At 60.4% G+C, this 26054-nt stretch carries 27 protein-coding genes; 9 read left to right on the top strand and 18 right to left on the bottom strand.

The window, feature by feature from the left end; translation table 11 throughout:
* Window position 1: 1 nt before the first annotated feature.
* Genes WIT60_RS05600 through cysS form a run of 3 tightly spaced genes read right to left on the bottom strand, consistent with a single transcriptional unit; the run spans window position 2 to window position 3096 of the window.
* Window positions 2-973 (bottom strand): acetyl-CoA carboxylase carboxyltransferase subunit alpha, encoded by a 972-nt coding sequence (locus tag WIT60_RS05600; protein ID WP_339582956.1) that lies wholly within the window; start codon window positions 971-973, stop codon window positions 2-4.
* Between the two features lie 30 nt (window positions 974-1003).
* A complete protein-coding gene (locus tag WIT60_RS05595) occupies window positions 1004-1705 on the bottom strand; it encodes a DNA-3-methyladenine glycosylase family protein (RefSeq protein ID WP_339582955.1) in 702 nt (233 codons plus the stop codon).
* Window positions 1705-3096, bottom strand: a complete 1392-nt coding sequence (gene cysS, locus WIT60_RS05590; protein ID WP_339582954.1) for a cysteine--tRNA ligase — start codon at window positions 3094-3096, stop codon at window positions 1705-1707. Before cysS ends, WIT60_RS05595 begins: the two co-directional genes overlap by 1 nt.
* 269 nt (window positions 3097-3365) lie before the next feature.
* Here cysS and WIT60_RS05585 point away from each other — a divergent pair, with 269 nt between their 5' ends.
* From WIT60_RS05585 to WIT60_RS05565, 5 genes are read left to right on the top strand one after another with little or no spacing between them, the layout of a single operon-like run.
* Window positions 3366-4463: a L,D-transpeptidase Cds6 family protein gene (locus WIT60_RS05585; protein ID WP_339582953.1), complete on the top strand. Its 1098-nt coding sequence runs from the start codon at window positions 3366-3368 to the stop codon at window positions 4461-4463.
* Window positions 4463-5761, top strand: a complete 1299-nt coding sequence (locus WIT60_RS05580) for a L,D-transpeptidase family protein (protein ID WP_339582952.1) — start codon at window positions 4463-4465, stop codon at window positions 5759-5761. Before WIT60_RS05585 ends, WIT60_RS05580 begins: the two co-directional genes overlap by 1 nt.
* Window positions 5758-6312: a peptidylprolyl isomerase gene (locus WIT60_RS05575; protein WP_339582951.1), complete on the top strand. Its 555-nt coding sequence runs from the start codon at window positions 5758-5760 to the stop codon at window positions 6310-6312. Before WIT60_RS05580 ends, WIT60_RS05575 begins: the two co-directional genes overlap by 4 nt.
* A gap of 2 nt (window positions 6313-6314) precedes the next feature.
* On the top strand, window positions 6315-6815 hold the full coding sequence (locus WIT60_RS05570; RefSeq protein ID WP_339582950.1) for a peptidylprolyl isomerase: 501 nt from the start codon (window positions 6315-6317) through the stop codon (window positions 6813-6815).
* A gap of 4 nt (window positions 6816-6819) precedes the next feature.
* The gene (locus WIT60_RS05565; RefSeq protein WP_339582949.1) at window positions 6820-7602 is read left to right on the top strand and encodes a UDP-2,3-diacylglucosamine diphosphatase; all 783 of its coding nucleotides are present in this window, start codon (window positions 6820-6822) and stop codon (window positions 7600-7602) included.
* Window positions 7603-7686: 84 nt separating this feature from the next.
* Here the strand turns inward: WIT60_RS05565 and clpA are convergent, their stop codons facing one another.
* Entirely contained in the window at window positions 7687-10014 is a 2328-nt protein-coding gene (gene clpA, locus WIT60_RS05560) for an ATP-dependent Clp protease ATP-binding subunit ClpA (RefSeq protein ID WP_339582948.1), read from the bottom strand.
* Window positions 10011-10364 carry an ATP-dependent Clp protease adapter ClpS gene (gene clpS, locus WIT60_RS05555; RefSeq protein ID WP_339582947.1) on the bottom strand — a complete coding sequence of 118 codons (354 nt, stop codon included), beginning with the start codon at window positions 10362-10364 and terminating at the stop codon, window positions 10011-10013. The genes clpA and clpS overlap by 4 nt, the downstream gene beginning before the upstream one ends.
* 182 nt (window positions 10365-10546) lie before the next feature.
* On the opposite strand from clpS, the gene WIT60_RS05550 reads away from it, so the two are divergent.
* Complete coding sequence (locus WIT60_RS05550) at window positions 10547-10837, top strand: cold-shock protein (protein WP_339582946.1); 291 nt, start codon at window positions 10547-10549, stop codon at window positions 10835-10837.
* A gap of 350 nt (window positions 10838-11187) precedes the next feature.
* Window positions 11188-11595 (top strand): CBS domain-containing protein, encoded by a 408-nt coding sequence (locus WIT60_RS05545; RefSeq protein ID WP_339582945.1) that lies wholly within the window; start codon window positions 11188-11190, stop codon window positions 11593-11595.
* Window positions 11596-11671: 76 nt separating this feature from the next.
* Here WIT60_RS05545 and icd read toward each other — a convergent pair whose 3' ends face one another.
* The 3 genes from icd to hemN all read right to left on the bottom strand — a co-directional run bounded on the left by icd (window position 11672) and on the right by hemN (window position 15314).
* Window positions 11672-12925, bottom strand: a complete 1254-nt coding sequence (icd, locus tag WIT60_RS05540; RefSeq protein ID WP_339582944.1) for an NADP-dependent isocitrate dehydrogenase — start codon at window positions 12923-12925, stop codon at window positions 11672-11674.
* Between the two features lie 115 nt (window positions 12926-13040).
* Window positions 13041-13859: a sulfite exporter TauE/SafE family protein gene (locus WIT60_RS05535; protein ID WP_339582943.1), complete on the bottom strand. Its 819-nt coding sequence runs from the start codon at window positions 13857-13859 to the stop codon at window positions 13041-13043.
* Between the two features lie 27 nt (window positions 13860-13886).
* Window positions 13887-15314: an oxygen-independent coproporphyrinogen III oxidase gene (hemN, locus tag WIT60_RS05530; RefSeq protein WP_339582942.1), complete on the bottom strand. Its 1428-nt coding sequence runs from the start codon at window positions 15312-15314 to the stop codon at window positions 13887-13889.
* A 97-nt stretch (window positions 15315-15411) separates the two neighbouring features.
* Here hemN and fnr point away from each other — a divergent pair, with 97 nt between their 5' ends.
* Window positions 15412-16239, top strand: a complete 828-nt coding sequence (gene fnr, locus WIT60_RS05525; protein WP_339582941.1) for a fumarate/nitrate reduction transcriptional regulator Fnr — start codon at window positions 15412-15414, stop codon at window positions 16237-16239.
* Between the two features lie 55 nt (window positions 16240-16294).
* Here fnr and WIT60_RS05520 read toward each other — a convergent pair whose 3' ends face one another.
* From WIT60_RS05520 to WIT60_RS05480, 9 genes are all read right to left on the bottom strand, one after another.
* On the bottom strand, window positions 16295-16594 hold the full coding sequence (locus WIT60_RS05520) for a hypothetical protein (RefSeq protein WP_339582940.1): 300 nt from the start codon (window positions 16592-16594) through the stop codon (window positions 16295-16297).
* A 98-nt stretch (window positions 16595-16692) separates the two neighbouring features.
* The gene (locus WIT60_RS05515; protein ID WP_339582939.1) at window positions 16693-16953 is read right to left on the bottom strand and encodes a nitrogen fixation protein FixH; all 261 of its coding nucleotides are present in this window, start codon (window positions 16951-16953) and stop codon (window positions 16693-16695) included.
* A gap of 23 nt (window positions 16954-16976) precedes the next feature.
* Entirely contained in the window at window positions 16977-18470 is a 1494-nt protein-coding gene (gene ccoG / locus WIT60_RS05510) for a cytochrome c oxidase accessory protein CcoG (protein WP_339582938.1), read from the bottom strand.
* A 137-nt stretch (window positions 18471-18607) separates the two neighbouring features.
* Window positions 18608-19543, bottom strand: a complete 936-nt coding sequence (ccoP, locus tag WIT60_RS05505; RefSeq protein ID WP_339582937.1) for a cytochrome-c oxidase, cbb3-type subunit III — start codon at window positions 19541-19543, stop codon at window positions 18608-18610.
* Between the two features lie 14 nt (window positions 19544-19557).
* The gene (locus tag WIT60_RS05500) at window positions 19558-19695 is read right to left on the bottom strand and encodes a cbb3-type cytochrome oxidase subunit 3 (protein ID WP_320362394.1); all 138 of its coding nucleotides are present in this window, start codon (window positions 19693-19695) and stop codon (window positions 19558-19560) included.
* A gap of 12 nt (window positions 19696-19707) precedes the next feature.
* A complete protein-coding gene (gene ccoO / locus WIT60_RS05495; protein WP_339582936.1) occupies window positions 19708-20340 on the bottom strand; it encodes a cytochrome-c oxidase, cbb3-type subunit II in 633 nt (210 codons plus the stop codon).
* 13 nt (window positions 20341-20353) lie between these two features.
* Window positions 20354-21781: a cytochrome-c oxidase, cbb3-type subunit I gene (ccoN, locus tag WIT60_RS05490; RefSeq protein WP_339582935.1), complete on the bottom strand. Its 1428-nt coding sequence runs from the start codon at window positions 21779-21781 to the stop codon at window positions 20354-20356.
* A gap of 48 nt (window positions 21782-21829) precedes the next feature.
* The gene (gene ccoS, locus WIT60_RS05485) at window positions 21830-22003 is read right to left on the bottom strand and encodes a cbb3-type cytochrome oxidase assembly protein CcoS (RefSeq protein ID WP_339582934.1); all 174 of its coding nucleotides are present in this window, start codon (window positions 22001-22003) and stop codon (window positions 21830-21832) included.
* A gap of 19 nt (window positions 22004-22022) precedes the next feature.
* On the bottom strand, window positions 22023-24410 hold the full coding sequence (locus WIT60_RS05480) for a heavy metal translocating P-type ATPase (protein WP_339582933.1): 2388 nt from the start codon (window positions 24408-24410) through the stop codon (window positions 22023-22025).
* Between the two features lie 115 nt (window positions 24411-24525).
* Between WIT60_RS05480 and WIT60_RS05475 the strand changes: the two genes are divergently transcribed.
* On the top strand, window positions 24526-25014 hold the full coding sequence (locus WIT60_RS05475) for a DUF192 domain-containing protein (RefSeq protein ID WP_445207654.1): 489 nt from the start codon (window positions 24526-24528) through the stop codon (window positions 25012-25014).
* A 17-nt stretch (window positions 25015-25031) separates the two neighbouring features.
* Here the strand turns inward: WIT60_RS05475 and WIT60_RS05470 are convergent, their stop codons facing one another.
* Window positions 25032-25856 (bottom strand): patatin-like phospholipase family protein, encoded by an 825-nt coding sequence (locus WIT60_RS05470; RefSeq protein WP_339582932.1) that lies wholly within the window; start codon window positions 25854-25856, stop codon window positions 25032-25034.
* Window positions 25857-26054: the final 198 nt, after the last annotated feature.

The following is a 26054-nucleotide window of genomic DNA, read 5'->3' as shown; positions in this document are numbered from 1 at the left end:
ATCAGGATTCCTTGGTGTCGTTGAAACGGCCATAGCTTTGCAGGCGGTCGTAACGCGTCTGCAGCAAGTCCTTGACCTTCATGTCACCCACATGGCGCATCGCGTCATTCAGGGCTCGCTTGAGGTTGGCGCAGGCCTGCTTGTAGTCACGGTGCGCTCCGCCCACGGGTTCGCTGACGATCTTGTCGATCAGGCCCAGCGCCTTCAGGCGATGGGCTGTGATACCCAAGGCTTCGGCAGCGTCAGAGGCTTTGTCCGAAGTCTTCCACAAGATGGAAGCACAGCCTTCCGGCGAAATCACCGAGTACACCGAATACTGCATCATGAGCACCTGGTCGGCCACGCTGATGGCCAGCGCCCCCCCAGAGCCACCTTCACCGATGATGGTCGTGATGATGGGCACCTCCAAGCGCGCCATCTCGAAGATGTTGCGTCCGATGGCTTCAGACTGATTGCGCTCCTCTGCACCGATGCCGGGATAGGCGCCGGGCGTGTCCACAAAGGTGAACACCGGCAAGCCAAACTTCTCGGCAGTCTGCATGAGACGCAGCGCCTTGCGATAACCCTCAGGACGCGACATACCGAAGTTCCGCGCAGTGCGCTCCTTCGTGTCTCGGCCCTTCTGATGACCCAGCACCATGCAGGGCTGACCATTGAAGCGTGCCAAGCCGCCCACGATGGAAAGGTCATCTGCAAAATGGCGGTCACCATGCATCTCCTGGAAGTCGGTGAACAACTCGTTCACGTAATCCATGGTGTAAGGACGCTGAGGGTGACGAGAAATCTGCGTGACCTGCCAGGGTGACAAGGTCGAGTAGATGTCCTTGGTCAGCTGCAAACTCTTCTTGCTCAGTCGGTCAATCTCTTCCGAGATGTCCACGGCCGATTCACTCTGCACATAGCGCAGTTCTTCGATCTTGGATTCCAGTTCGGCGATGGGTTGCTCGAACTCCAGAAAGTGTCGTTTGCTCATGGCAAATTTCCTTCTTCACGCCGGTTGGCGTCAATACTCTACGGGCAGTGGGTCAAGACTGCGCCACAGATACCAGGTCCCCACGGTACGGTAAGGGGCCCAGGCTTCGGCCACGTCGCGCGCTTCTGCGCGCGACACCGGCTCACCACTGAAATAGCTCATGCTGATCCCTTTGATCAGCCCCACGTCGTCGAGGGGCAGCACATTGGGCCGCATGAGATGGAAAATCAAAAACATCTCGGCCGTCCAGCGGCCGATCCCACGGATGGCCACCAACTCATCAATGATGGCTTCATCGCCCATGCCGTGCCAGTCGGCCACATGGAGTCGATTCTCGTCAAAGTGGCGCGCAAGGTCACGCAAGTAGTCCACCTTGCGGGCAGACAAACCAACCTGACGCAACTGATCAGACTCCTGACGCAGGACATCGGCCACCGGAATCGGACCGCGGAAACCCTCGGCGTCTTGCCCCAGCAGGCTCAAAAGACGGTTCCAGACTGACTGGGCTGCCTTCACTGAGATCTGCTGGCCAACGATCGAGCGTGCCAGGGTCGTGAATGCGTCACCACGGCTGTACAAGCGAGCATGACCATGATCCGCAATCAGCTTGCGCATGACGCGGTCGCGCTTGGCCAGATGCTTGCACGCATCGTCCCAGTACGGTGGCGTGACAAGCGCGTCGGAGCCAGACTCGGCCGCGACATCGGTCACTTTCGGAGCAGGGCTACCCATCAGGCCTTCACCCAGGTCGTGCCCTGCGGGCCGTCTTTCAACTCGATGCCTTGCGCTGCCAGGTCCGCACGAATGCGGTCAGCCAGCGCGAAATCACGCGCCTTCTTGGCATCGGCTCGCGCCACGATCAGGGCTTCAATTGCCGCAGCGTCGAGGCCATCACCCGATACACCGCCCTGCAGGTAGGCCTTGGGCGCCTGTTGAAGCAGGCCCAAGCAACCAGCCAAGCCCTTCAACAAATGCGCGGCCTCCGCAGAACCGGAACGGTTCACCTCTGCAGCCAGATCGAACAAGACGGACACCGCGATCGGCGTATTGAAGTCCTCGTCCATGGCGGCCTTGAAACGTGCGGCCATCGGGTGCGACCAATTCACATCGATCGCAGCCCCATCACTCAAGCTTGCGGCGTCCAGTGCCGTGTAAAGGCGCCGCAAACCGATCCGCGCATCGTCCAGACCCGCATCGCTGAAGTTGAATGGGCTCCGATAATGCACCCGCAACATGAAGAAACGGATGGTTTCACCGTCGTAGTCCTTCAGCACGTCGCGAATGGTGAAGAAATTGCCCAAAGACTTGGACATCTTCTCGTTGTCGACGTTGAGAAAGCCGTTGTGCAACCAGTAATTGACAAACGGTTGACCGGAGGCCCCTTCGCTCTGCGCGATCTCGTTTTCATGATGCGGGAACTGCAGATCGAGTCCGCCGCCGTGGATGTCGAAATGCTCGCCCAGCAGCGCGCAACTCATGGCAGAGCACTCAATGTGCCAGCCCGGACGACCTGCGCCGAAAGGCGAATCGTACTTGGCGTCCGCAGGCTCTTCCGCCTTGGCCGCCTTCCAGAGGACGAAATCCAGAGGATCCAACTTGCCATCGTCGACCGCCACACGCTCACCTGCGCGCAACTGGTCAAGCGACTTACCCGAGAGCTTTCCGTAGCCTTCAAACTTGCGCACGGCGTAGTTCACGTCACCGTTGGGTGCCCGATAGGCCAAACCCTTGTGCTCCAGTTTGCCAATGAGGTCGAGCATCTGCCCAACGTACTCTGTGGCACGCGGCTCGTGCGTCGGAGGCTCGATACCCAGCGCAGCGATGTCTTCATGCATGGCGCGGGTCATCTCGTCGGTCAACTCCCGAATGGTGATGCCTCGCTCGACCGCACGACGAATGATCTTGTCGTCGATGTCGGTGATGTTCCGAACGTAAGTCACCCGATAGCCCGACACCTTCAACCAACGCTGGACCACATCGAAGGACATCATCATGCGCGCATGACCGACATGGCAGAAGTCGTAAATGGTCATGCCGCAGACGTACATGCGGACCTGCCCGGGCGTCAGGGGCACAAAAGACTCGATCTGACGCGACAGGCTGTTAAAAAGACGCAAACTCATGAGAAAGAAGGAATCGGGGGCAGCGGCAGGCCCGTCAAAGGGCGAGCAAGAGACGATCAGAAACGTCGAATCTCGCGCCAGAACCACTCAGATACAATCTCCCGAGTATAGCGGGATGACCTGTGTTCAGGGGGAACCCTCCAGGGACAGTCCGGTTGGGCTGTTATTCTTGCGCTTCCGATGCGAGCGCTCGGCCAGGCCGACTCAGGCCCGGTTTGCCGCAGGTCCCCCGCGCACAGTGCGCCCTACGACAACACACTGATTTGCCCATGTCTCTCATGCAAGCTGCTGCGTCCCGATTCGGATTGCGTCTGACGTCCCTCGCCGCCCAATGTCTGACCGTCGCGGCCCTGTCGATGACCACGTTCAGCGCCCGTGCAGACGACATCGCCGAGGTTCAGAAACTGTTGGCCGCCGGAAAGAATACCGAGGCACTGCAAAAGGCCGACCAGTACCTCAACGGCAAGCCTCGCGACCCCATGATGCGTTTTTTGCGAGGCATCAGTTTGTCGCAGGCGGGCCGCTCTGCCGAAGCCGTGACCGCGTTCACGAAGCTGACGGAAGACTATCCCGAGTTGCCTGAACCCTTTAACAACCTCGCTGTGCTTTACGCGCAGCAAGGCCAGTACGACAAGGCGCGCAACGCCCTGGAAATGGCCATCCGCACGAACCCGAGTTACGCGACCGCGTATGAGAACCTGGGGGATGTGTATGCCAAACTGGCCAGCCAGGCCTACTCGAAGGCACTTCAAATCGACACACGTTCTGCCGTTGCACCCAAACTGGCCATGGTTCGGGACCTGTTCCCCAAGGAGCGCAACAGCATCGTGGCCGCTGCGGCGGGCAATGTGCCCCCTGCTGCGCCAGCGACGACACGCCCAGTCGCCCCCCCCACTGCGCCGGCAGTGACACCGACACCCGCACCAGCGACGCCAAGTGTCACCCCCGTCAAGCCCGCCCCTGCACCTGTGGTTGCCAAGGTCGAGCCCAAGCCTGAGCCCAAAGCAGAACCCAAACCCGACAACACCGCCGCCGAACGTGACGTGGCAACTGCTGTCGAGCGCTGGGCGTCCGCATGGAGCCGCAAAGACATGAACGCCTACTATGCGGCCTACACGCGCGATTTCAACGGCGGCAAGGGCTCGCGCAAAGCCTGGGAGACTGAGCGTCGTGACCGCATCGTCAGCAAGCGCAAAATCAGCGTCGAGGTATCTAACATTGACGTTGACATCAAGGGGGACAAGGCCTCTGTCCGTTACCGCCAGGCTTATCGTGCCGACAACCTGAACATCAACAGCACCAAGCGTCTTGAGCTCATTCGCTCTGGTGGCAAGTGGCTGATTGCGAAGGAAAGCGCCGGTTCGTGATGAAGTATGAGTTTCGCCGAACACTTGTTTCGGCTGTGCTGCTGACACTGGCCTGGGGGCTGAACAGCGGCGCAATGGCTCGCGACAAGGAGCCGGCGAAGGGCAAGAAGCCCACACCAGCTGTTGCCAACGCTCCCAAGAAGCCAGCGCCCCCGCCGGCGGTCGCACCGCGTGCGCTGCCCCGCCAGTCGGCCAGCGCAGAAGCCCGTCTGCTCGAGATTTACCGGCTGGTAGGCCACGCGCAAACCGATATGGCCCTTGTCAAGGCCGAGGCGCTTGTGCGTGACGTGCCCAACTTCCAGCTGGCTCAACTGGTCTATGGTGACCTGCTGATGGCTCGCACACAGGCCTTGCCTACCATGGGCAATGCGCCAGCCTCGATTGCCGGACGGGCACAGGAGCGCCTCGCTCAATTGCGGCTGGAAGCCAATAGGCGCCTGACGGCATTGCGTGAGCGCCCCCCTGAAGGAGCGCTGCCCGCACAGTTCATCGCTCTGCCACCGACCACCCGTCATGCGATCGCCGTCGATGCCAGTCGCTCAAGGCTTTACCTGTTTGAAAATGGCCCCCACGGCCTGAAGCTCGTCGCAGACCACTACGCCTCCATTGGCAAACTGGGACCGGAAAAGAGTTTCGAAGGGGACCAGCGTACGCCGCTGGGCGTGTACTACATCACCAGTCGGCTCAATCCAAGTCAGCTGACAGATTTCTACGGGGCTGGCGCCTTGCCGCTCAATTATCCGAACGAGTACGACCGTCGGCTCGGCCGAACCGGCAGCGGCATCTGGCTGCATGGCGTCCCGAGCGACAGCTATGCCCGCAGCCCTGAGAGCACCGATGGTTGCGTGGCCCTGGCCAACCCGGAACTGCAGAGCATCCTTGACCAGGTTCAGCCTCGCACCACGCCTGTGGTGATCGCTCGCTCACTGCAATGGGTCCCTCCCACCAAAGTTGAACCGCAACGGCGCAGCCTGCAAAACATGATCGAGGGCTGGCGAGTCGCACGGGCCAGTGGCGACATCGGTCGTGTGATGTCCTTCTATTCGCCTCAGTTTTCAGCTGGCAACAAGGATTTCACACGCTGGCGCCAAGCCGTGGAGCGTGATGTCAGTCAGTCAAGAGGCAAAGCCATTGAACTGAAAGACTTGGCCATCCTCGGATGGCGCGACAAAAGCGACATTCTGGTCGTGACATTCGGCGAAGTCGCGGAGGGTCAACGAACCGGCTCCGTCAAGCGTCAATACTGGGGCAAAGAGGGTGGCCTCTGGAAAATCTTCTACGAAGGAGTGATCGGATGATTCGCAATGTGATCCTGGCCAGCGCCCTGAGCCTTGGCGCCCTGCTCGCGCAGGCGCAGACCGTCAAACTCAGCACCACACAGGGCGACATCGTCATCCAGCTGGATGCTGCCAAGGCGCCCAGAACCGTGGCGAACTTTCTCAACTACGTCAAGTCGGGGCACTACAGCGGCACCATCTTTCACCGCGTCATTGATGGATTCATGATTCAGGGGGGGGGCATGACAGAAGACCTGCGAGAGAAGCCCACGAATCCACCTATCCCACTTGAGAGCAACAACGGTTTGAGCAATCTGCGTGGAACCATTGCCATGGCACGGACAAGCGTGCCTGACTCTGCAACCGCGCAGTTCTTCATCAATGTGAAGGACAATCTCTTCCTGAACGCCACAGGACCTGGCTCGCGCGATGGTTATGCCGTTTTCGGCAAAGTCACCAAAGGTATGGATGTGGTGGACAAGATTCGTACCGTCAACACAACGCGCAAGGGTCCGCACGGCGATGTGCCTGTCACCCCCATCATCATCAAACAAGTTTCCATCGAGAAGTGAACATGACCAAGACCGTTGAACTGCAAACGACCGCTGGCACCATCCGCCTGGAACTGGATGACGCCAAGGCCCCCATCACCGTGGCCAATTTTCTTGAATACGTGAAGGCCGGTCACTATGACGGCACCATCTTTCACCGCGTTATCAAGGGCTTCATGGTTCAGGGCGGCGGCTTCGAGCCCGGCATGAAACAAAAGCCCACCAAAGGCGAGATTCAAAACGAGGCCAACAATGGCCTGAAGAACGACAAGTACACGATTGCGATGGCCCGCACCAGCGCACCGCACTCGGCCAGCGCCCAGTTCTTCATCAACAGCACCAACAATGATTTCCTGAACTTCAAGTCGGAATCGGCCCAAGGTTGGGGTTATGCCGTGTTTGGCAAGGTTGTGGCAGGCACGGAGGTGATCGATGCCATCGAGAAGGTCAGGACTGGCCGCAAGGGCTTCCACGACGACGTGCCGCTCGAAGATGTCGTGATCACCAAGGCCGTCGAAGTCTGATCACATGGGGAAGCCCCCCTTCCCCCCGTCGAACACCCTGAATGCACCGCCCTCGTGGCGGTGCATTGATTTCATCTCCGACCTGCACCTTCACGAAGACCTGCCCCTTACCACGGCTGCTCTGGCGCATTACCTGCGCGATACATCAGCTGATGCGGTCTTCATTCTGGGTGACCTGTTCGAGGCCTGGGTGGGCGATGACATGCGCCATCAACCGTATGAGCAGGCCTGCGCGCGCATGCTGCGAGACTTTGGCCAGCGGCGCTACTTGGGCATCATGGTTGGTAACCGCGACTTTCTGTTGGGCAGTGACATGCTGACAGATTGTGCCGCGCACGTCCTCCCCGACCCTACGGTTCTCTCCGCATGGGGTCAGCGTGCGTTGCTCATCCACGGTGACGAATTGTGTTTGGCTGATACCGACTATCTGCGCTTTCGTTCGCAGGTGCGTCAGCCTGCTTGGCAGGCTGCCTTCCTGGCTGCGCCGCTGCAGGCGCGACTCGCTCAGGCGCGCCAGATGCGTGCTGCCAGTCAGGCTCATCAACAGACCCAAGCCCAAACAGCGTGGGCAGATGTGGATGAAGCTGCCGCCACTGAGTGGATGCGTGCCGCAGGGGTCGACTGCCTGATTCATGGTCATACGCATCGGCCGAAAAGCGAATCCTTTGGACCGGAGGGTGGCATACGCCACGTGCTCAGCGATTGGGACTTGGACCATGGTCAACATGCTCGCGCCGAGGTACTGCGCTGGCAAGCCCATGGCTTCGAACGCATGACACTGAGCTGAAGCATCGCACCTGCTGCACACCCACACGCATCTGCAACAAAAAGGGCCAGCGTCGCTGGCCCTTTCATTTCTGCAATGCGGCTCTCAAGCCGCCGTCGCTGGCTCGGGCTTGGCTTTGTCGCTCTTCTTGCCTGAGGCGTGAATGTCCAGCTTGATTTCCGGCTCACCTTCGGCCTTCTCCACAACGTCCACGGTCAAGCGGCCGCCATCGACCAAGCGGCCAAACAGCAACTCATCGGCCAGAGCTCGGCGGATGGTGTCCTGAATCAAACGTTGCATTGGACGGGCGCCCATGAGCGGATCGAAACCGCGCTTGGCCAGATGACGGCGCAGGGCATCGGTGAAGGTCACCTCCACCTTCTTCTCAACGAGCTGGCTTTCCAACTGCAGCAGGAACTTGTCCACGACACGCAGGATGACTTCCTCGTCCAAAGGTTTGAAGCCCACGATGGCATCCAAGCGGTTGCGGAACTCCGGCGTGAACGCCCGCTTGATGTCGGCCATCTCGTCACCCGACTCGCGTTGAGTCGTGAAACCAATGGTCGACTTCTGCAAGGTTTCCGCCCCGGCATTGGTCGTCATGATGATGAGGACGTTACGGAAATCCGCCTTGCGCCCGTTGTTGTCTGTCAGGGTGCCATGGTCCATCACCTGCAGCAGGATGTTGAACACGTCGGGGTGCGCCTTCTCGATCTCGTCCAGCAGCAACACCGCATGGGGCTTCTTGGAGACCGCTTCGGTCAGCAAGCCCCCCTGATCAAAGCCCACATAGCCAGGAGGCGCGCCAATCAAACGACTGACAGCGTGGCGCTCCATGTACTCCGACATGTCGAAGCGGATCAACTCGATTCCGAGGATGTACGCCAGTTGCTTGGCCACCTCGGTCTTGCCCACACCGGTCGGACCGCTGAACAAGAAGGAGCCAATGGGCTTGTCTGGCTTACCCAGACCTGACCGTGCCATCTTGATGGCGGAGGCCAAAGCATCAATGGCCGCATCCTGACCGAAGACCACGCTTTTCAGATCTCGGTCGAGGTTCTTCAGCTTGGAACGATCATCACTGGACACACTGGTCGAAGGCACACGGGCGATCTTGGCCACGATTTCCTCCACCTCGGTGCGAGTGATGGTCTTCTTCTGCTTGCTCTTGGGAAGAATACGCTGTGCCGCGCCCGCCTCGTCGATGACGTCAATCGCCTTGTCCGGCAGGTGACGATCATTGATGAACTTGGCCGACAACTCCGCAGCCGCCTGCAGGGCGTTCAGCGAGTACTTGACGCTGTGATGCTCCTCAAAGCGTGACTTCAGGCCCTTGAGGATCTCGATGGTCTGCTCCACGGAAGGCTCAGCCACTTCCACTTTCTGGAACCGTCGAGACAAGGCTGCATCCTTCTCGAAGATGCCACGGTACTCGGTGAACGTCGTCGCACCGATGCACTTGAGTTGGCCAGAACTGAGCGCAGGCTTAAGCAGGTTACTGGCATCGAGGGTTCCGCCCGAAGCGGCACCCGCGCCGATCAGCGTATGAATTTCATCGATGAAGAGCACCGCACCAGGTTGCTCCTTCAACTGCTTGATCACTGCCTTCAAGCGCTGCTCGAAGTCACCACGGTATTTGGTGCCAGCCAACAAGGCCCCCATGTCGAGGGCAAACACCTCGGCATCCGCCAGAACATCCGGGACGTCCTTCTGGGTGATACGCCAAGCCAATCCCTCGGCAATCGCGGTCTTACCTACCCCGGCCTCACCCACGAGCAAAGGATTGTTTTTGCGGCGACGGCACAAGACTTGAATGACGCGCTCAACCTCGGCGTCACGCCCAATCAACGGGTCGATCTTGCCGTCACGGGCATGCTGGTTCAAGTTCTGGGTGTATTGCTCCAGAGGCGACGCCTTGCTCTCAGCCTCCTCGCGATCTCCCTCACCAGCCCCGGGACCACCCTCAGGGGCCGAACGCGACGACTCAGGCGGATCAGTCTTGCGAATGCCGTGAGCGATGAAATTGACCACATCCAAACGGGTCACACCTTGCTGATGCAAGTAATACACCGCGTGTGAATCCTTCTCACCGAAGATCGCCACGAGCACGTTGGCACCGGTCACCTCTTTCTTGCCGTTACCAGAAGACTGGACGTGCATGATGGCGCGCTGGATCACCCGTTGAAAACCCAGGGTTGGCTGCGTATCGACCTCGTCGTTCCCGCCAACCGTGGGTGTGTTGTCACGGACGAACTGATCCAGACTCTTACGCAACTCATCTGTATTGGCGGCACAAGCTTTCAACACCTCGGAAGCTGAAGGGTTGTCGATCAAGGCCAGGAGCAAGTGCTCGACCGTGATGAACTCATGGCGCTGCTGACGGGCCTCGACAAAGGCCATGTGCAGACTGACTTCCAACTCTTGCGCAATCATGCGGTCTCCATAATGCACTGCAAGGGATGCCCGGCTTCGCGGGCGGCGGCAAGAACGAGTTCGACCTTTGTGGCCGCGATGTCTTTGGTGTAGACCCCGCACACACCACGACCCTCGTGATGGATTTTTAGCATGATTTGGGTAGCCGTTTCGATGTCGTGGCGAAAATGGGCCTGCAAGACGTAAACAACGAACTCCATTGGCGTGAAATCGTCATTGAGCATGACGACCTGGTAGAGCTTTGGCGGCTCAACGCGCTGGGCTTGTTTCTCGACAACGGCCGCACCCTCGCCTTCACCACCTGGACCAGGAGGCTGCGCGGAGGCACGCTGATTCAAGAAAATGGTCATGAATCCATTCTACGGGAGCACCGAATTCCTGCTGACTCAGCTTGGGTTCACCCTGACGAATTCAAGGTCGGTCTCCGGGTGCGCACCAAGGGAATACACCCACCTCTTCGTCACATTTCGAAGCTTGACATCGCCGCGCCAACCCCCAGAAAATGTGCACAAATTAACAGGAGGGCTGCATCATGGCCACAGGGATTGTCAAGTGGTTCAACGACGCCAAAGGATTTGGCTTCATCGAACCCGATCAAGGCGGGGGCGACGTGTTTGCCCATTTTTCAGCCATCCAGATGGATGGCTTCCGCACACTGAAGCAAGGCTCGCGGGTTCATTATGAGCTTGTGGCTGGCCCCAAGGGGATGCTGGCGCAGAACATCCAGCAGATTGACGGGAACGCCGCAGACACCACACCCGGGGGGTTGGATGACCTGCACTTCCGCGAGCACCCCAGTTCCGTGCACAGCCTGCCTCATTGACTCAATTGAGCGCACCTTGGTTGGAGAACCCGCCGTTGGCGGGTTTTTTGTTTTCAGGGGCACATTCGGGTACCCTTTCCATCACACGTCCACCGTTGCGCTTCCGAGGTCCGCAGATGTTTTATGTCTACAGCCCGTACGGCCACGTCTTTTCAGGCACGCTGGAACAGCTTCGCAAAACACAGGCACTGACACCAGCGGCTAGGGTGCGCTCCACCACCTCCGTGGCCACAGGCCTCGATGACGAGATGGTCGGACAGGGCGAAGCGAACACCCAACCCTCGGTACACCGCGTGTTGCAAGCTTACAGGCCGGAAACACGCCAGCCTTTGACCACAGTAGGTGATGTGATGCAACGTCCATCACACGTCGTCCCATCGAATGTCAACGTCCGCGAAGCATGGCAGATCTTGCAGAACCACCGTGTCGGACAGGCCCCGGTTGTCAATGAGACGGGCACCCTCGTAGGTTTGGTCACGCGCGCGGAATTGCTGCCGCCGCAATGGCTGGCGCCTGCCGTGGACGATGCGGATGCCTGGCAAGCCATGCTCGCCAGCTCTGTCATTGAGGTCATGTGGTCACCAGTGCCCAGCGCACACATTGACACCGACCTCAGGCGCGTGGCCTCGCTGCTGCTGGAAACCGGTTTGCCAGGACTTCCCGTGACAGAGGCCGAAGGCAGGGTAATCGGCTTTGTGTCAAGGTCCGATCTCCTCAAAGCCTTGGCAACCGACCCACCCCTTGATGTCTGGAGTTAAGCAATAAAAAACCCTGACACGTTCACGCGTCAGGGTTCGAAGATCAAGCGAGCGCCCGACAAGGGCGATCAGACGATCACATGTGCTCGATCATGACCCCGCCAAAACCCGAGCATGACACCTGGGTCGCGCCATCCAGCAAACGAGCGAAGTCATAGGTGACACGCTTGCTCAAGATGGACTTCTCCATCGACGAGATGATCAGGTCGGCGGCCTCAACCCAGCCCATGTGACGCAGCATCATCTCTGCCGACAGAATTTCGGAACCGGGGTTCACATAGTCCTTGCCTGCGTACTTCGGCGCGGTACCGTGAGTCGCTTCGAACATGGCGACGGAGTCGGACAAGTTGGCGCCGGGAGCAATGCCGATGCCGCCAACTTGTGCAGCCAGCGCGTCAGAGACGTAGTCACCGTTGAGGTTCAGCGTGGCGATGACGCTGTACTCGGCAGGACGCAACAGAATCTGTTGCAGGAAGGCGTCGGCGATGGCGTCCTTGACGATGATGTCCTTGCCCGTCTTCGGATTCTTGAACTTGCACCATGGACCGCCATCGATCAGCTCGGCACCAAACTCCTTTTGCGCCAAAGCGTAGCCCCAGTCACGGAATCCACCTTCGGTGAACTTCATGATGTTGCCCTTGTGAACCAAGGTCACGCTGGGCTTGTCGTTGTCGATGGCGTACTGCAGGGCCTTGCGAACCAACCGCTCGGTGCCCTCTTTCGACACCGGCTTGATGCCGATACCCGAGGTTTCGGGGAAGCGGATCTTCTTGACGCCAAACTCGTCCTGGAGGAACTTGATCAGCTTCTTGGCCTTATCACTCTGGGCTTCGAATTCAATGCCGGCGTAGATGTCTTCCGAGTTCTCGCGGAAGATGACCATGTCAGTCTTCTCGGGCTCCTTGACCGGAGAGGGAACGCCCTTGAAATAGCGAACCGGTCGCAGGCAGACGTACAGGTCGAGTTCCTGACGCAGGGCAACGTTCAAGGAACGGATGCCGCCACCAACCGGGGTGGTCAGCGGCCCCTTGATGGACACGACATAGTCCTTCAGAACCTGCAGCGTTTCCTCAGGCAGCCACACATCGGGACCGTAGACGCGGGTGGATTTCTCACCAGCGTAAATTTCCATCCAGTGGATCTTGCGGCTGCCGTTGTAAGCCTTCTCAACCGCTGCATCCACCACCTTGATCATCACCGGAGTGATGTCAAAACCAGTGCCGTCGCCCTCAATGTAGGGAATGATGGGGTTGTTAGGAACATTCAGGGAGAAGTCCGGGTTCACCGTGATCTTCTGCCCACCTTCGGGCACTTTGATGTGCTGATACATGATGTAGGTCTCCGCGTTTGGCGTTATCCGTGAATCCGGTGCCATGGATGTCGGCAACGGTCGGTTTTCATTCTACTGCGCGACCGGCGTACCACATCGCGCGATAACACCAGTGTCATGCACACCAGGCCTGCCATTGCGCCATCAGTTGATGCGAGACAGCCCAACCTGCGAGCAGAGCCAGACTCAAACCTGCCAGGCGCACGGCCCAGCGTGGATCGACGAGCGCACCCGCGCTTGGCCCGGACGAGCTCACAGTTTCAACGGCCTGCGCAGTGGCGTCACCGGAGTGCGAAGATTTGAACCACAAAATGGGAACGACGGCCGCGCGGGGGCCGGTCACCGTTGGCTGACGCGACACCAAGCGCCCCAACCACTTGAACAAAGCAGGTGCCGCCCATACGCCCAAAGCGCTGGGCAAGGCAAAGGTGAGCATGACCAGCGCTCCGCCCCACGGCTCGGAGGCCAAAGTCGCGACCATCAAGGCAGCGTAGAGCAGACCGCAAGGCATGGCGGCCCAAGCCATACCCGCGACAAAAGGCACAAGGGGACGCAAAGGCCGCAGCGCAGACGACTCCGCGCGGGAGGCGAACTTGTGACGCAGGGAGTGATACGCCTGCTGCCCCCAGGCATTGACCTGACGCGGCATGTGCCCCGTCCACAGCAGCCAGATGCCCAACAGTACAGCGGCCAGTTGCAACATCACCCAGATGGGCTGCAACATGCTGATCTGCTGCCCCCAACGCGAGATCAAGCCCGCCGCTGTGGCCGCCACCGAACCCAGCAGCATGTAGGCCACGCAGCGACCAGCGAGTGCCAAGAGCGGCACGCCACGAGGAAACGCCGCAGCACAAGGTGCACCGCACATCGCGGCGCAATGTGGAACTCCACCCAGCCCCATGAGAAAGGCGGTCAACAACAATCCGGTCAGCATGTCAGCTCCCGGCGCACGTGTGCAGACTCAGATGATGCGCGAGAAGCGCTCCAAGGTCTTGTCGGCCTGGATGTAGCGGTCGAACACCATGGCCACCGCCCGCACAAAGTACCACCCCAAGGGGGTCACACGCACACCGTCAGACTCCATTTGCACCAGCCCCGACTCGACGAGCGGCTCCAGCAGGCGCAGTTCAGCCTCGAAGTATTGCTTGAAATCGATCAGGTAGGCGAGTTCAATGGATTCATAGTCGACACGCCCCTGGCACATCACGGCCATGATGACGGCGCGGCGCACAAGGTCATCGCGAGACAGGGTCAGGCCGCGAACGATGGGCAACTCACCGGCGCGCAAGGCGTCGTAGTACTCCTCGAGCGTCTTGGCGTTCTGGCAATAGTGCGCCCCCACCTTGCCGATGGCCGACACGCCCAGCGCGATCAGGTCGCTGTCCGGATGGGTGCTGTAGCCCTGGAAATTGCGGTGCAGACGGCCCTGACGCTTGGCGACAGCCAGGCTGTCGTGGTGCAGCGCGAAGTGGTCCATGCCGATGTAGTCGTAACCAGCCTGGCCGAAGGCTTCGATGGCGGTCGACAGCATGCCGATCTTGTCCTCGGCCCTGGGCAGGTCGGCCGCGTGGATGCGCCGCTGAGGTTTGAAACGCTGCGGCAGGTGGGCGTAGGCGTACAGCGCAATGCGGTCGGGCTTCAAGGAACTGACCTGCTGCAAGGTGCGCTGAAAGCTCTCCGGCGTCTGCTTGGGCAGACCGTAGATCAGGTCCATGTTGATGGACAGGAACCCTTCATCACGCGCGGCCTGCATGAGGGCGGCCACCTGCTCGAAAGGCTGAACACGGTGCACGGCCTGCTGCACCTCGGGATCGAAGTCTTGCACGCCGAAGCTCAGGCGGTTGAAGCCCATGGCCGCCAGACGCTTGAGGCGGGCGGCGTCGATGGTGCGGGGATCGATCTCGATGGCGTACTCGCCGCCTTCCACAAAGCGGAAAGCGGTGCGCAGCGTGGTCATCAGGCCGCCCAGCTCCTCGTCCGTCAGGAAGGTCGGGGTACCGCCACCGAAGTGCAGTTGCGACAGGGGCTGCGGTGCCCCCAACTGGGAGCTGACCAGCTGGATCTCGGTGCGCAAGGCTTCCAGATACTCGGTTGCCCGTTCGTGATGCTTGGTGATGACCTTGTTGCAGGCGCAGTAATAACAAACCGATTCGCAAAACGGAATGTGCACGTACACTGACAAAGGTGTTGCCGCACCGCCAATGACACCACCCCCTTCCGCGCGCTGCTGCAGTGCCTGACGGTAATGAGCAGGCCCGTAAGCCTCCACAAACCGATCGGCAGTCGGGTAGGAGGTGTACCGTGGCCCATTGACGTCCAGCCGCGACAGCATGTCGCGGGACACAACGGGCGTGTTTGGCACGACGGAAATGATGACAGGTTCACTCATGTGAGCCACTGTGCCAAACTCATGGCCATCAGGGTTGATCTAACTCAATTTCTCAGCCGTCATTGCGGCAACAATCGGGCAGGCTTTGAGGTTACGCATGTTGAACAGTATTTTTCCGATCACCGACGTCACTGGCACCGGTACTTCCACGAATCAGCCCCAAGGCCGTCAGGGTGAACCTGCGGAGTCACAGGCCTCTTGTGGCGGCGTCAAGCTGGACGCCTTCAAGGTCGCCTGTTCCAGCTGCAACCTGCGTGAGTTGTGCCTGCCTGTCGGCTTGACCCAACCTCAATTGAGCCACCTGGATTCGCTGGTGGCCACACGTCGCACCGTCAAGCGCGGCGACGCCCTCTTCCACACCGGCGACGCCTTCCGTTCGGTGTATGCCGTGCGTACCGGCTTTTTCAAGACACGTGTGTCTTCCGAAGATGGCCGCGATCAGGTGACCGGTTTCCAGATGGCCGGTGAACTGCTGGGCCTGGATGGAATCAGCACCGACCGCCACGCCTGCGATGCCATCGCCCTCGAAGACTCCCAGGTGTGCGTGATTCCCTACGGGCAACTGGAAGATCTGTCGCGCGAGTTTTCGGACCTGCAGCATCAGTTCCACAAGATCATGAGCCGCGAAATTGTGCGCGACCATGGTGTGATGCTGCTGCTCGGCAGCATGCGTGCTGAAGAGCGCCTCGCCGCCTTCCTGCTCAACCTGACGCAACGTCTGCACGCCCGCGGGTTCTCGTCGTCGGCGCTGGTCTTGCGCATGACGCGTGAAGAAATCGGCAGCTACCTGGGCTTGAAGCTCGAAACGGTGAGTCGCACCTTCTCGAAGTTCCAGGACGAAGGACTGCTGGAGGTGAAGCAGCGCGACATCCGAATCACCAACGAGGCGGGCTTGCGGGCCCTGGTGAACAGCGTGAAGGGCTGATAAAGCGCTTCGATATCGAAAAAGCCCGCTGCGTGCGGGCTTTTTGCTGCTCGACTCAAACGTGCTGGACGGTTCGGTGGGAGGCGCGTCGCCGACGTTGACGCGGCACACGTTCGGCGGATGATTCGTCGAACTGCGTGGCCGCCGCCATCCATTGTGACGTCGCGGCGGCCGCCGCGATCAAGGCCCAGAAGGCCAAAAACGCCAGGCTATAGACCGTGGTGGCGTCAGGGTGCCAGTTACCGAAGCTCAGTGCGGAGGGATCCAGCACACTGAAAACCAGCATTTCCAGCACGCCGGCCATCAAGAAAGCCGGCCAGAGGACCTGCGCGGTGCGAAGCGTGTTGCTCGTCATGCCCTGCTCCTGATAGTGGGGAGACAGGACACATGGTGCGCCTATAGGCCCCATCCTTCACCAGAAGAAACCCTAGGGCGCAGGCGACACGCACGCACTCACTTCTCGGCAGGTGCCGTAGGCGTCGCGTCTTCGTTGGCGTGATTGCGCGCCTTCGAGGCTGGCGCCTCCTTCTGCGTCGGCGAGGCCGAAGTGTCCAGAACGGGGTCGACGTTCTTGACTGCGATGCCGACGGTGATCAGCGCCGCCACCACGACCACGGCCGGCCCACCAATCACCATCCAGACGATGGGCAGGCGGTACCAGGGCGGGTTGTCCACCGGGGTGGACGGGTTTTGCATAGAGAGAGGCTGTGTCATGTCAAGTCCAAAAATGTGAGGGATCAGCGCGGGACCATGAAGGTGGTCTTTTCACGCACATCCACTTGAGGCGCGTCGCCCTGGCGCAATTGTTCCACCAGGATGGTGACGCCGGTGGCACCCGAGCCCATGCGCGCACCCACCTCGGGTGGAATCCGCACGGCGATGGGCACCCAGCGCGCCTCGGCTGGGCCCAAGACGACGTTCTCACCGCCTTGCACCTTGGCTTGATTGAGTTGCTCCACGCCCACGCGATAGCGTTGCACGCGCTCGCTGGCATTCATCAACTGCACGCGGTAGACGTTCTCGATGTAGCCCTCGTCGACCACGCGGGCCAGCGCACCTCGGTCGCGCACGATGTCGACGCGGAACGGCGGACGGCTGTAGAGGCTGGTCACGAATGCCGCCACCACCAGCAACAAAATGCCCGTGTAGATCAGCACGCGAGGCCGCGTGACACGTCCCCACATTTCACTGCTACCCCAACCCTTTTCCATCGCATTCTGCGTGGAGTAACGGATCAGACCGCGGGGCGTGCCCATCTTGTCCATGACGGTATCGCAAGCGTCAATGCAGGCCGCGCAACCAATGCACTCGTACTGCAGGCCCTTGCGGATGTCGATGCCCGTGGGGCAGACCTGGACACACAAGGTGCAGTCAATGCAGTCACCCTGGCCCATCGACTGGGCGTTGGCCTTGCGCGAACGGGCACCACGGGGCTCGCCACGCTTTTCGTCGTAGCTGATGATGAGCGTGTCGCGGTCGAACATCGCGCTCTGGAAGCGCGCGTACGGACACATGTACTTGCACACCTGCTCACGCATGAAACCGGCGTTGCCATAGGTGGCGAAACCGTAGAACAGGATCCAGAAGGTTTCCCAGGGGCCCAGACCAAACGAGATCACCGATTGCCACAGTTCGCGAATCGGGGAAAAATAGCCCACAAAGGTGTAGCCCGTCCACAGCGCGACGGCAATCCAAGCGGCGTGTTTGGCGCCTTTGCGCGCAAACTTTTCGGCCGTCATGGGCGACTTGTCCATCTTCATGCGCTTGGCACGACTGCCCTCGATCTTGTTCTCGATCCACATGAACATCTCGGTGTAGACCGACTGTGGACAGGCGTAGCCGCACCACAAGCGCCCGGCGACCGTCGTGAACAGGAACAGACCGTAGGCCGAGATGACGAGCAGGGCCGTCAGGTAGACCAGATCCTGCGGGTACAGGACCAGGTTGAAGAGATAAAAGCGGCGTGAACCCAGGTCGAACAGGACGGCCTGACGGTCGTTCCAGTACAGCCAGGGCGTGACGTAGAAGACCAGCTGGGTCAACCAGACCATGACCCACCGCCAGTTGGTGAACCAGCCGGTCACCTCGCGGGCGTAGACTTTCTCGCTCTTTTTGTAGAGGGAAACGATCTCCTCACGACGTACGGCCTTGGCGGCATCGGACGCGGCCTCTTCGGCCTTGATGGGGATCACGCGTTGTGGCGCTTCGGTGGTTTTTTGTGGATCGGTCATGGCGCAAATGAAAAAGCGGCGGGGTTGAGCCAGATACCCATTACGGTATCACGCACCAACCACCACCGCTTGAATTTACTGCGACTCTTGATGAGCATCAAGTTTGAGACCCGATCCCCATCCAGAGTGCACTTGGCTTACTTGGCCTGAGCTGTCTGTGTCGGACGCGACAGACCCCAGACATAGGCGGTCAACACCTTGATCTGGTCTTCGGACAGACGACCAGCCTGGGCCGGCATGACGTTGGTCTTGCCGTTGTTGATCATGCGGATGATCGCCTCTTCGCCGTAGCCGTGCAGCCAGATCTTGTCGGTCAGGTTGGGGGCGCCCACAGCCTGCATGCCCTTCCCGTCAGCACCGTGACAGGCAGCGCAAGCAGCCTTGAACTTGTCCTTGCCCAGCTCAGCCAGGATGGAGTTGTGACCACCACCGGACAGGCTCAGGACATAGTTGGCCACCTGGCGAACTTCCTCTGGACCACCGACGGCGGCTGCCATCGGAGGCATCATGCCGCGACGACCGCCGTGCAGGGTTTCGCTGATCTTCTCAGGCGAGCCACCGTGCAGCCAGTCGTTGTCGGTCAGGTTGGGGAAGCCCTTGGAGCCCTTGGCGTCCGAGCCGTGGCAAGCCGCGCAGTTGTTCAGGAACAGGCGCTCACCGATGGCCACAGCCTTGGGATCACGTGCCAGGTCTTCCACCGCAGCGGGACGGAAGGCCGCGTAGATCTTTTCTTCTTCGACCTTGGCCTTGGCGATCTCGGCTTCGAGCTGGCCCTTGGAAGACCAGTTCAAAGAGCCCTTCTTGTCACCCAGGCCGGGATACAGCCACAGGTAACCCACGGCGAACACCAGGGTGAAGATGAACAGGAACAGCCACCAGCGGGGCAGCGGGTTGTTCAGTTCACGCAGGTCTTCGTCCCAGACGTGACCGGTGGTCTTGTCAACATTGCCTTGCGCGTCATAGACGACCTTGTGTTTGGCAGCACCAATGAGCACGAAGGCGCAATAGACCAAGCCGAACACAACGATCCCGATGACGTACCAGGACCATCCACTGGAAATGAAGTCGCTCATGTCTGAGCCTCCAATCAATCTTCTGCGAGAGGCAGGCGACCTGCCTCTTCAAACTGAGCCTTGTTGCGGCGCGAGAACGCCCACACAGCAATGCCCACGAAAACGCACAGACACACCACGGTGAAAATGCTTCTTGCAACGATGATGTCCATGTGCGTCGCTCCTTACTTGACTGCGGTACCCAGGACCTGCAGGTAAGCGATCACGGCTTCGAGTTCGGTCTTGCCTTTGACCTCTTCATCAGCGACCTTGATCTCGGCGTCCGTGTAAGGCACGCCGACCTTGCGCAGGGCTTCCATGCGGGGAGCCACCTTCGGGCCGTCTTCCAGCTTGGCTTGAGCCAACCAGGGATAAGCCGGCATGTTGGACTCAGGCACCACGTCACGCGGGTTGTTCAGGTGAACCGCATGCCATTCGTCGGAGTACTTGCCACCGACGCGGTGCAGGTCAGGACCGGTCCGCTTGGAGCCCCACTGGAAGGGGTGGTCGTACACGAACTCACCCGCCATGGAGTAGTGACCGTAGCGCAGCGTTTCAGCGCGGAAGGGACGGATCATCTGCGAGTGGCAGTTGTAGCAACCTTCGCGGATGTAGACGTCACGACCAGCCAACTGCAGTGCGGTGTAAGGCTTGAGGCCATCGACCGGCTGCGTGGTGCTGCGCTGGAAGTACAGCGGCACGATTTCGACCAGCGCACCGACCGAGACGACCAGCAAGGTCAGCACGATCATCAGGAAGTTGCTGGTTTCAATCTTCTCGTGGGAGAAGAGCTTGGGCTTGTGATTGTTGTCAGCCATGTTCTTGTTCTCCTCAGGCGTGAGCGGGCTGAGCGATCGGCGCATTGACAGCGCGACCGGCCATGGCCGTCATCACGGTGTTCCACAGCATCAGGATCATGCCGCCCAGGTAGAGCAGGCCGCCCGCGACGCGGATCACGTAGAAGGGATAGGTTGCCTTGACGCTTTCGACGAAGCTGTAGACCAAGGTGCCGTCCGGGTTGACCGCACGCCACATCAGACCTTGCATCACGCCGGCAATCCACATCGCGGCGATGTACAGCACGATGCCGATGGTCGCAGCCCAGAAGTGCACGGAGATGGCCGAGACGGAGTACATCGTGGTACGGCCGAACATGCGCGGGATCAGGTAGTACAGCGAGCCCATCGAGATCAGACCCACCCAGCCCAGAGCGCCGGAGTGAACGTGACCCACGGTCCAGTCGGTGTAGTGCGACAGGGAGTTCACGGTCTTGATCGACATCATCGGACCTTCGAAGGTGGACATGCCGTAGAACGACAGCGCCACGATCAGGAACTTCAAGATGGCGTCATCACGCAGCTTGTACCAGGCACCCGACAGGGTCATGATGCCGTTGATCATGCCGCCCCACGAGGGAGCCAACAGGATCAGCGAGAACACCATGCCGACGGACTGGGTCCAGTCAGGCAGAGCCGTGTAGTGCAGGTGGTGAGGACCCGCCCACATGTAGGTGAAGATCAACGCCCAGAAGTGCACGATCGACAGGCGATACGAGTACACGGGCATGCCGGCTTGCTTGGGGATGTAGTAGTACATCATGCCCAGGAAGCCCGCCGTCAGGAAGAAGCCCACGGCGTTATGGCCGTACCACCACTGAACCATGGCGTCCTGGACACCGGCGTAGGCCGAGTAGGACTTGGTCAGGGAGACCGGGATTTCTGCACTGTTGACGATGTGCAGCAGGGCCACGGCGATGATGAAGGCGCCGTAGAACCAGTTGGCCACGTAGATGTGACGGATCTTGCGGGTACCGACGGTTCCGAAGAACACGATGGCATACGCGACCCACACCAGCGTGATCAGGATGTCAATGGGCCATTCGAGTTCGGCGTATTCCTTGCCGGTGGTGAAGCCCAGAGGCAGCGAGATCGCGGCCAGCAGGATGACCAGCTGCCAACCCCAGAAGGTGAAAGCAGCCAGAGGACCTGCGAACAGGCGAGTTTGGCAAGTACGTTGCACCACGTGGTAAGACGTGGCAAACAGGGCGCAGCCGCCAAACGCAAAAATCACCGCATTGGTATGCAGTGGTCGAAGCCGGCCGTAGGACAGCCAGGGGATGCCGAAATTGAGTTCCGGCCATGCCAGTTGGGACGCGATCAGGACGCCGACAGCCATGCCGACGACGCCCCATAGGACGGCCGCAATGGCGAACTGCCGAACAACCGTATCGTTGTACGTGGCAGAGTGGGTGGTTGCCATCTCTTCTTCTCCTTTGTTACAGCGTGAATTGTGGGGCCAAAGCAAGGGTTATTTTTGATGAACCTCAACCTTGCTCTTGTCTTTTTGCTCATCTTGCAAGATGCGTAGCCCCTCTTGTTCGATGTCCTCGAATTGTCCGCTGTGCACAGACCAGCCCAGCACGGCCAGGATGGCCAGGACCAGCAAAACGGAGACGGGAATGAGGACGTAGAGGATTTCCATGATCGCGATGTCCGCTTCTTCAATGGCGGCCGGGGCCGAGTCTAAGTGCATTCAGCACGACGCCCAATGAACTCAGGGCCATGCCAAGGCCAGCCAGCCAGGGCGGCAGGAAGCCCATCAAAGCGAGCGGTATGCAAGACGCGTTGTAGAGCGCTGACCACGCCAAGTTCTGGCGAACGATGCGCATGGCCTGTCGGCTGATGACAACAGCCTCGGGCAGACCCAGCAGACGGCCTCCCAGGATGATGAGGTCGGCTTGTGACTGCGCCAAGGCTGCCCCCTGGTCCAGCGCGATGGAAACGTCGGCTTTGGCCAGCACCGGCGCATCATTGATGCCGTCGCCGACCACGGCCACGCGGTGACCCTGGGCCTGCATGCGGGCAATCACGTTGAGCTTGTCTTCGGGTGTGGCCTGGGCTTGAGCCACAGTCATTGCATCGCCCTGCCCCAGGTGCCGCGCAGCGGCATTTACGCGGGCGCTCTGATCACCCGACAACAACGAGGAATGACAGCCCAGTTCACGCAGCCGCTGAACCGTCGGGCGGGCTTCCGCACGGAAGACCTCGTCGAAGACAAAGCCCGCCACGGTGTCAGGGTGCAATCTGCCGTCGGCACCGATGGCGGCCATCCACACACGGGCGTCATCGTGCTGCGTCCACCAGCCTGTCATCTCATCGGGCGGCGGGACCACATCGACCAGCACCCAGTTCAACTGCCCCAGACGCCAGACACGACCCTGCGCATCGGTGGCCTGAACGCCTTTCCCGGCCTGCTCTCGCACATCGATCCAGGACGTGGCGGGCCAACCGCCCGCATCTTGGGCAGCCTTGACCAGCGAACGGGACAATGGGTGCTGCGAATAGGAGGCCAAAGCTGCCGCCACGCCCCAGCAATCGACCTGCGCGACAGGCAAACCATGGGGTGTTGGTACACGACCTTCAGGGGTGACGATTGCCACCACGGACAACTCACCTTCCGTGAGGGTGCCGGTCTTGTCGAAGTAGACCTCATCGATCGCGGAAAGAGCTTCCAGCGCATCGAGGCGCCGCACCAGCAGCCCTTTGCGGGCCATGGCACCCGCTGCGGCGAGCAAGGCGGAGGGCGCAGACAGGGACAAGGCGCAGGGGCAAGTCACCACGAGCACCGACACGGCCACCCAGATGGACTTGGATGGGTCAATCCATTGCCAGACCAGCGCGCCACCGGCAGCCAGCACGATCACACCCCAAAGGAAGGGCGCGGCCATGCGGTCCGCAAATCTCATCCAGCCCGGCTTTTCGGTCATGGCCTGATGCACCAGCGAGACGATCTGCTGATAGCGGGTATCGGGGCCCAAGCGTTCAATGGCCATCCACACGGGCGAACCCATGTTCATGCTGCCAGCCACCACGGTTTGCCCGGCACGTCGGGGCAAGGCCCGCGACTCGCCGGTGAGGAGTGACTCGTCGACCTCGGTCTCACCCAGCAGGATCTGACCATCTGCCGGGAAGGCTTGCCCCACGGCCACCCTCACCCGGTCGCCATGTCGCAAAGAGGACAAGGGCGTGGAGGTGACGGACACCATGCTCAGATCGTCATCCGGGTTGTCGGCGCGGTCGACCGCCTCAGGCAGGCGCACGCACATGGACTCGAGGGTCTGAGTGACCCTTTCACGCGCTCGCGACTCCAGCCAGCGCCCGGCCAGCAGGAAGGTGACAAACATGGTCAACGAGTCGAAATAGGCGTCTTGACCGAACACATCCCGGTTGCCGAACGTGACCCCGGTGCTGACCACGAAGGCGCCCAACATGCCCAGGGAGACCGGGGTGTCCATCGACACCCTGCCCTGCTTCGCCGCGCGCCAAGCGCCAGTGAAAAATGGCCCGCAAGAGAACAGCATGACGGGCAGACTGAGCACCCAACAGGCCCAGTTCATCAAGTTCCATAGATCAGGCGGGATCACGTCCTGGCCAGCCACATATTGAGGCCACGTGATCATCATGACTTGCATCATGCAGAACGCGGCCACAGAGAGGCGCCACAGGAGCACGCGCCGCTCGCGCAGTCGCTCATGCCCGGCGCGTGCGGCCCCATCGGGCCAAGCCCGGTAGCCAACCTGTTGTACTGCGGTGACCAGCTCCGACAGCTTCACCCGCGCCGGATCGACCAGAATGCGCGCACGTTGCGCGGCCGACTGAACCTGAACCTCCGACACGCCCGGTACCTTGCGCAAGGCATCCTCGATGGTGATGGCGCAAGCGGCACAGTACATGCCTGACAACCCCAAGCCAATGCGACGCTGGCTGCTGCCCATCGGGATCTCCACAATGCATTGCTGGAGGAGATCGGGGTCGTCGAGGCCCGCCTGCTGCGCAGGCGTGAGCACGGCGGCGGTGACACCGCCTGTTTCGGTCGCGACGTTGTTCATGAGCTCACTGATACAGTGGTGGTGGCGGACGCCCGGCGTGGCCAAGCCGTGACTGTAAACCTAAACAAAGATCAACAAAGGGTTAGCCCTGATGATGAACTTGCCGATGCCCCGGATGACGGAACGCGCGCCGCTGAAGTCGCTGCGCCGCACCGTTGTGACGATGGCGAGCGTGTGCCTGTGCACCGCACTGTGGAGCCAGACTGTCCTGGCGCAAACGCAGCCCCAACGCCTGCCGACACTGCCTTTGAGCGCCGGCATGCACATCATCAAGGCAGAACTGGCTTTGACTCCCGAGCAGCACCAGATCGGCCTGATGCACCGCACCAGCATGGGCACCAATGAGGGCATGCTGTTCGTGTTTGATCGCCCAGGCCAACAGTGCTTCTGGATGAAGAACACCTTGATCCCCCTGCAGATCGCATTTCTGGCGGACGACGGAACCGTGGTCAACTTGGCCGAAATGAAGCCCAAGAGCCTGGACAGCCATTGCTCGACTCGGCCGGTGCGCTTCGTGCTGGAGATGAACACGAACTGGTTCACCAAGCGGGGCATTCAGGCCGGCAGTCAAATTCGCGGAGAGCCCTTCGGCACGCCGCGCTGACGACCTGCCATCTGCCGTCACTGCGTTTTGGCGCGGATGCGCTCTCGCAATTGCGGCAACATGGTCAGGGCCGCCTCACGCCCCGCCATGATGGACAAGCGGCGCGCACCAAAGTCCGCACTGCCCACGCCTTGCAGCTTGGGACGCATGACAACATCGGCCTCTGCCATCTCCCATTGACTGATGGCATGCCCCATGATGTTGAAGGTCTGCAACAGGATGTCAACGGCTCCCTTGGTGGGTTGCCCCTCCGGAATGGCTGAGATGTCGACCGCGATGATGACGTCTGCCCCCAGTTGGCGCGTGTAACGAACCGGTACTGGTGAGACCGCGCCACCATCGATGTACTCACGCCCCCCGATCTTCACTGGCGAGAACACGGCGGGGACGGCGCTGGATGCACGGACGGCCATGCCGACATCGCCACGACGGAACAGAATGGGTTGGCCAGACTGGAGATCTGTGGCGACGATACCGAGCGGCATGCGCATGGCCTCGATGGGTTTGTTGCCAGTGCTGTCTCGAACAAAGCGAGCCAGAGCCTCCCCCTTCAGCAGCGATCGTCCAGGAAACACCCAATCGGTGATGGTGGACTCATCGAGCGTCATCGCCATTTGACCCAACTGGGTTGGCGTCTTGCCCGAGGCATAGAGTGCGGCCACAACACTGCCAGCTGAGGTGCCCACGATGACATCCGGTTTGATGCCGTTTTCTTCCAACACCTGCAACACACCGATGTGAGCAAAGCCCCGCGCAGCGCCGCCGCCCAGCGCCAAGCCAATCTTGGGCGGTTTGGGGGCGGGCCTGGGCGTCACGGCCACAGGCGCGGAGGTCGCGGGCATAGTAGACGGCGCTGGAGGGGCGCCAGGCAAGATTTGCGCACAACCGGCGAGCCCCAGCAGCACACCAGCCCCAAAGGTCAAGGCAAGGCGCCGCTTATATGCATTCAAGATATAAGCAACATTCAAAAAAGTTCTTCTCATATATATAAACACTGGATAGCATCCAAACCTGCCGATTGTGGCTCCGTCTGCCCCACC

Origin of the sequence: Aquabacterium sp. G14 (assembly GCF_037482285.1) — a bacterium.
Lineage (GTDB): Bacteria > Pseudomonadota > Gammaproteobacteria > Burkholderiales > Burkholderiaceae_C > Aquabacterium.
The sequence above is the reverse complement of the archived record's forward strand: the minus strand, read 5'-3'. Positions and strand labels throughout refer to the sequence as shown.